General features: G+C 56.3%; 7 protein-coding genes and 1 pseudogene. 3 read left to right on the plus strand and 5 right to left on the minus strand.

The features are described 5' to 3' along the window. The 3 genes and pseudogenes from QZ517_RS19570 to QZ517_RS19580 all read right to left on the minus strand — a co-directional run. Positions 1-335 (minus strand): annotated as a pseudogene (locus tag QZ517_RS19570) (hypothetical protein); the annotation flags it as partial. Positions 336-354: 19 nt separating this feature from the next. Further along, positions 355-762 (minus strand): universal stress protein, encoded by a 408-nt coding sequence (locus tag QZ517_RS19575; RefSeq protein ID WP_294230589.1) that lies wholly within the window; start codon positions 760-762, stop codon positions 355-357. A 47-nt stretch (positions 763-809) separates the two neighbouring features. Further along, positions 810-1,130: an antibiotic biosynthesis monooxygenase family protein gene (locus QZ517_RS19580; RefSeq protein ID WP_294230592.1), complete on the minus strand. Its 321-nt coding sequence runs from the start codon at positions 1,128-1,130 to the stop codon at positions 810-812. Between the two features lie 209 nt (positions 1,131-1,339). Between QZ517_RS19580 and QZ517_RS19585 the strand changes: the two genes are divergently transcribed. Next, positions 1,340-1,660 carry a hypothetical protein gene (locus QZ517_RS19585; RefSeq protein ID WP_294230595.1) on the plus strand — a complete coding sequence of 107 codons (321 nt, stop codon included), beginning with the start codon at positions 1,340-1,342 and terminating at the stop codon, positions 1,658-1,660. Positions 1,661-1,742: 82 nt separating this feature from the next. Continuing rightward, positions 1,743-2,714: a LysR family transcriptional regulator gene (locus tag QZ517_RS19590; RefSeq protein ID WP_294230598.1), complete on the plus strand. Its 972-nt coding sequence runs from the start codon at positions 1,743-1,745 to the stop codon at positions 2,712-2,714. Positions 2,715-2,746: 32 nt separating this feature from the next. Here QZ517_RS19590 and QZ517_RS19595 read toward each other — a convergent pair whose 3' ends face one another. After that, positions 2,747-3,178, minus strand: coding sequence for a low molecular weight protein-tyrosine-phosphatase (locus QZ517_RS19595; protein WP_294230605.1), 432 nt, complete (start codon positions 3,176-3,178; stop codon positions 2,747-2,749). Between the two features lie 113 nt (positions 3,179-3,291). Here QZ517_RS19595 and QZ517_RS19600 point away from each other — a divergent pair, with 113 nt between their 5' ends. Then, a complete protein-coding gene (locus tag QZ517_RS19600) occupies positions 3,292-3,993 on the plus strand; it encodes an NAD-dependent deacylase (RefSeq protein ID WP_294230608.1) in 702 nt (233 codons plus the stop codon). Positions 3,994-4,050: 57 nt separating this feature from the next. Here QZ517_RS19600 and QZ517_RS19605 read toward each other — a convergent pair whose 3' ends face one another. Next, a complete protein-coding gene (locus QZ517_RS19605; RefSeq protein ID WP_294230610.1) occupies positions 4,051-4,557 on the minus strand; it encodes a copper chaperone PCu(A)C in 507 nt (168 codons plus the stop codon). Positions 4,558-4,709 lie beyond the last annotated feature (152 nt).

Raw genomic sequence — 4,709 nt, forward strand, 5'->3', positions numbered from 1 at the left:
CCGCCGTTCACACGTTCCCGCCCAAGGTTGGAATCGGTGTTGGCCCGCACAAAGGAGTACAAGCCACGGTTCACACGGGTCAGCGCCACTTCGGCCTCCCAATAGACCGAAGCCTTTGAAATCACACGCACAGTTTGACTATAGGTCTGGCGCAAACAATCGATGCGATAGACCTTTGCCACCTTCGCGCATTCCCCGACACCATAGGTAAAAATGTCCACAGTGCGCTTGGTTTGCTGATCAGAGAAGCCAATATCATCCTCCGCCATCGCGGGCTGCGCCATCACCCCAACCACGGCCACCGCCGCTGCTTGCAACACTTTGACTAAGCGCATGAACTGTCTTCCTTTTGCTCTACCGAGTCACATGTACCGCGCATTTGGCATGACGCACAACCTGTGCTGCAGTGCTGCCCAACACAATATCCTGAACCCCCGGCCGATGCGACGCAATCACAATGCAATCCACCGCATTTACCGCGCCCCATTTCACAATGGTTTTGCCCGCATGTCCTTCTTCTACAACGCCTTTTACGTTCGGCAAATCTGCCCCCATGGCCTCCAAACTGGCCACAATTGCGGTCTGCGCCTCGGCTTGAAATCCTTCCGGTACATAGTTGATCACATAGCTCGGCACATGCGCCATTACATGCAACAAGCTGACCTGGCCGTCGTCAGCCACCAACCGCCGCGCCACAGCAACCGCTTCGCCTGGGTCATGGGCCTCATCAAACGCCACTGGCACCAAGATATGCTTATACATTTCAAACTCCTACAGGCACCACCCAGCATATTCCGCCGGCTGCACGCTCATTCAAAAGTCGCCATGACATCATACATGACAGGCTCAAAACTACGGCACAACTGGGTGATTTTGCGGTTGCGTTCGCGCATTTCGTCACTGCGCAACATCGCCTGAAAATCCTCGCGTCTTTGCCACTGAGAATAGTTGGCAATCCGCGTCTGCGCGTCATTCACATGCAGGCCCGCCGCAATAAATCCCGGCTGTTTGGAGATGAACTGCTCATAAGCGTCATTGAGCGCGTCCAGCAAATCCTGACAGGTGCCCGGGGTCATCTCAAATGTGGTGATGACGGTCTGAAGGTCCGCCCCCTTGGAAATCTTCGGCATAAGTTCCTCCTTCCTTTTCCTCAGCTTAGTCCACGGCAGAGCCGCTTGACCACAGGTTTTGCAATCTCCTGCCGTTTCCCTGCCTGCCAGACACGCGCATGTGATTGCGTCAAACGCGATTTTGCCCCATATTGGGTTTGGTTTTCTTGCTGGGTGAACCAGATGGTGCACAGATGCCACACGGCCCAGCACAGACATATGAGGCAACCATGACCAGATTCCTAGCCGCGCCCCTTCTGGCGCTGATGCTCGTTCCCGCACTCCCCCACATTGGTGATGCAAACACATTGAACCGGGCGTGCATGCGCTCTGACCGCGATGGCGCCACGCGCCAAATGTGCCGGTGTATTCAAAAGACCGCGAACAAAAGCCTGTCGCGTGCGGACCAACGCTTGGCCGCCAGCTTCATCAAAGATCCGCACAGGGCGCAGGAAATTCGCCAGTCGGGTCAGCGCAGCCATGAGATTTTCTGGAAGCGCTACAAGAAGTTCGAAACCAGTGTTGTGTCGAGTTGTAAACACCTGCGCTGACTTCGGCGTCTAACACCACGCATAAGCCACTTGACCTCGCGTTCAGCTCTATTCACAAAAGCCAAAGATGGTGGAGAGATCAATGCTGAACAAAGGTGTCACCTTACGCGGCCTCGAAGTGTTTGAGGCTCTGGCAGAGCATGGCTCTGTGGCACGTGCGTCAGAGATCACCGGCCTGTCCCAACCAGCTGTATCCCAACAGATCCGCAATTTGCAGACCGCCCTTGGCACTGATCTGATCGACCACAGCAAACGACCGATGCAGCTCACCTCTGCGGGAAGGGCCTACCTCAGTCGCGCCCGTGAGGTCCTGTCCCAATTGCGTCTGGCTCAATCTGAGCTGACGGTGATGGACCTCACCCACCTGACGCAACTGTCGATGGGCATCATTGACGATTTTGACAATGACCTGACACCGCGCCTTGTGACCAAATTGGCAGAGTCGATGACACGCTGCCGGTTCCGCTTGGTGACCGCACCGAGCCATGAAATTACGGACGCCATACAAAGCGGCGACCTACATCTCGCCATCACCGCCATGGCCCCAGAACCCCTTGAAGGCATAACAGAATACCCCCTTGCGCGGGATCCATTTATTCTTGTCGCACCCTCGGGTTACATCCGCGAAGCAGCCAATATGACCTCAGCCCTACAAGAGCTCCCCATGCTCCGTTACGGGCAGGAACAATTGATCGGACGCCAGATCGAAGCGGAACTGACGCGGGCCAAACTCGAAATACCACAGCGGTTTGAGATTGGCTCCAATCCCTCTTTGATGGCTATGGTGTCACGTGGCATCGGCTGGGCAATCACCACCCCTTTGGGGTATCTGCGCGCGGCGCGGTTCCACGATCAAGTCGAGGCCCATCCACTGCCTTTCGCGCCCTTCAGCCGCAAGATTTCCTTGCTTGCGAGCGGCGATTGGGCGGATACTGTGCCGCGCGACGTGGCACAAACCATGCGCGGATTGATCCACACCCACATGATCAACCCGGCCATTGAACGTTTCTCGTGGCTGGAAGGCGAATTCAAAACTCTGGAAGATGACGCCTAGCTGCGGATTTCAGATTTTCAAAACTCCAACCCTCACAACGTCGCCTTCAACCCCCGCGCGCACGCTTCGATCAAATCCAACGCCCCGTCAAAATCACGGGTGTAATACGGGTCTGGCACCTCGCTCTTTCCGCTGCCTGGTGCATAATCCGTAAACAAGCGCACCTCCGTTTTATTCCCGACTGGACGCAGCACCTCGATGTTGGCGATGTTCTCTGCGTCCATCCCGATGATCAGATCGAACCGCTCAAAATCCACCGCTGAAAACTGACGGGCGCGCAAATCCGAGAAGTCATAGCCCCGCGCCAATGCCGCGTCTTGCATCGGCCCATATGGCGGCTTGCCCACATGCCAGCCCGCCGTACCCGCGCTGTCCGTGTCCACGTCTGGAGCCAAACCTCGAAACACACCTTCCGCCGAGGGCGACCGGCAAATATTGCCCAAACACACAAACAGAATCTTCATCACAACTCCCAACACTTTTGCCCTAGCCATCCCCAATGCCTGATAGCAGGTCAAGGCCTTGCCTCCCCTCTCACCTCTTGCCAGAGTACCCACAACATCATCCTGGAGCGCCCATGCCTAAGTCGATTGTCATTCTCACAGGTGCTGGGATTAGCGCCGAAAGCGTTCTAGGCACCTTTCGCGACGAAGGCGGCCTCTGGGCGCAACACCGTATTGAAGACGTCGCCACGCCTGAGGGATTTGCCCGCAACCCAAAGCTGGTGCACGATTTTTACAACGCCCGCCGCGTACAATCGACCGCAGCCGTGCCCAACGCTGGCCATCATGCGCTTGCCGAGCTGGAAGCCGACTACCCAGGGGACGTGTTGATCGTCACCCAAAACGTGGACGGGTTGCATGAAAAAGCAGGCAGCCAAAACGTGTTACACATGCATGGCACGCTGCACGGCGCCCTTTGCCACACCTGCGACCACCGTTGGCCAGCACCACCTGAGATGGTTCCAAACGATTCCTGCCCTGCTTGTAGCGCGCCAACCACCCGCCCGGACATCGTCTGGTTTGGCGAAATGCCATACGACATGGAGCGCATCTCAAACGCGCTGGCACGTGCCGATGTGTTTGTCTCGATTGGCACCTCAGGAGAGGTCTACCCTGCGGCCAATTTTGTCAATGAAGCCGACATGTTTGGCGCCCATACTGTGGAGCTAAACCTAGAGCCTTCCTCCGGAGTTTCGCGCTTTGCCGAAACCCATTTTGGTCCTGCCACACAAGTTGTGCCGCAATGGGTCGCCGCAGAACTCGCCCGCACCAAATAGCAAAAGGCCGATCCCCACGGACCGGCCTTCCTTTGATCCAGCGGTTCTAACTGGCGCTTAGCCGTCAGACTTCTTCATGTCGTGACCAGAGTGGTCACCGTGTTTCATCGCACCGTGATCCGGTTTGCGCTCCAGATCCACAGGCACGTCCAGGGTCACGTCTCCGGCCTTCTCAAAGGTCAAAGTAATTGTCACAACGTCGCCGTGCTCCAAACCGCGGGTCAGCCCCATGAACATCACGTGATCCCCACCGCGCGCCAGTGCATGCGTGTCATTGGCAGGCACAGCAAAGCCTTCTTTCACGTGCAACATCTTCATGTTGCCATCGGCATCTTCTTTGTGTGTGTGCAGCTCTGTCCGCTTAGCCACATCTGAGGACACGCCAATCAACTGGTCATCCTCAGCGCCGGTGTTTTCGATCACCATAAAGGCTGCGCCTGCTTTGGATACTTTTGTGGCCACCCGTACGTAGGCGTCATTTACGGCAATGGTGCTTTCTGCAAATGCAGGCAAAGCAAGGGCAACGGCAGCAGCTGCTGCCAGGGAAAGAGTTTTGAAGGACATAGTGGTCTCCCGTCCGATAGATTTTCTTTGTGTTGAGTTTGTTGGGATCAAAGAAAATCAAACGGTGGCGCACGGGCACTTTCGGCAATCAGTCGAATCACATCCTCAACCGTCACATGAGGACTGCTCAGCCCTTCACCACGCCCAAGTGT

It is taken from the genome of uncultured Shimia sp. (assembly GCF_913054185.1).
Lineage (GTDB): Bacteria > Pseudomonadota > Alphaproteobacteria > Rhodobacterales > Rhodobacteraceae > Shimia.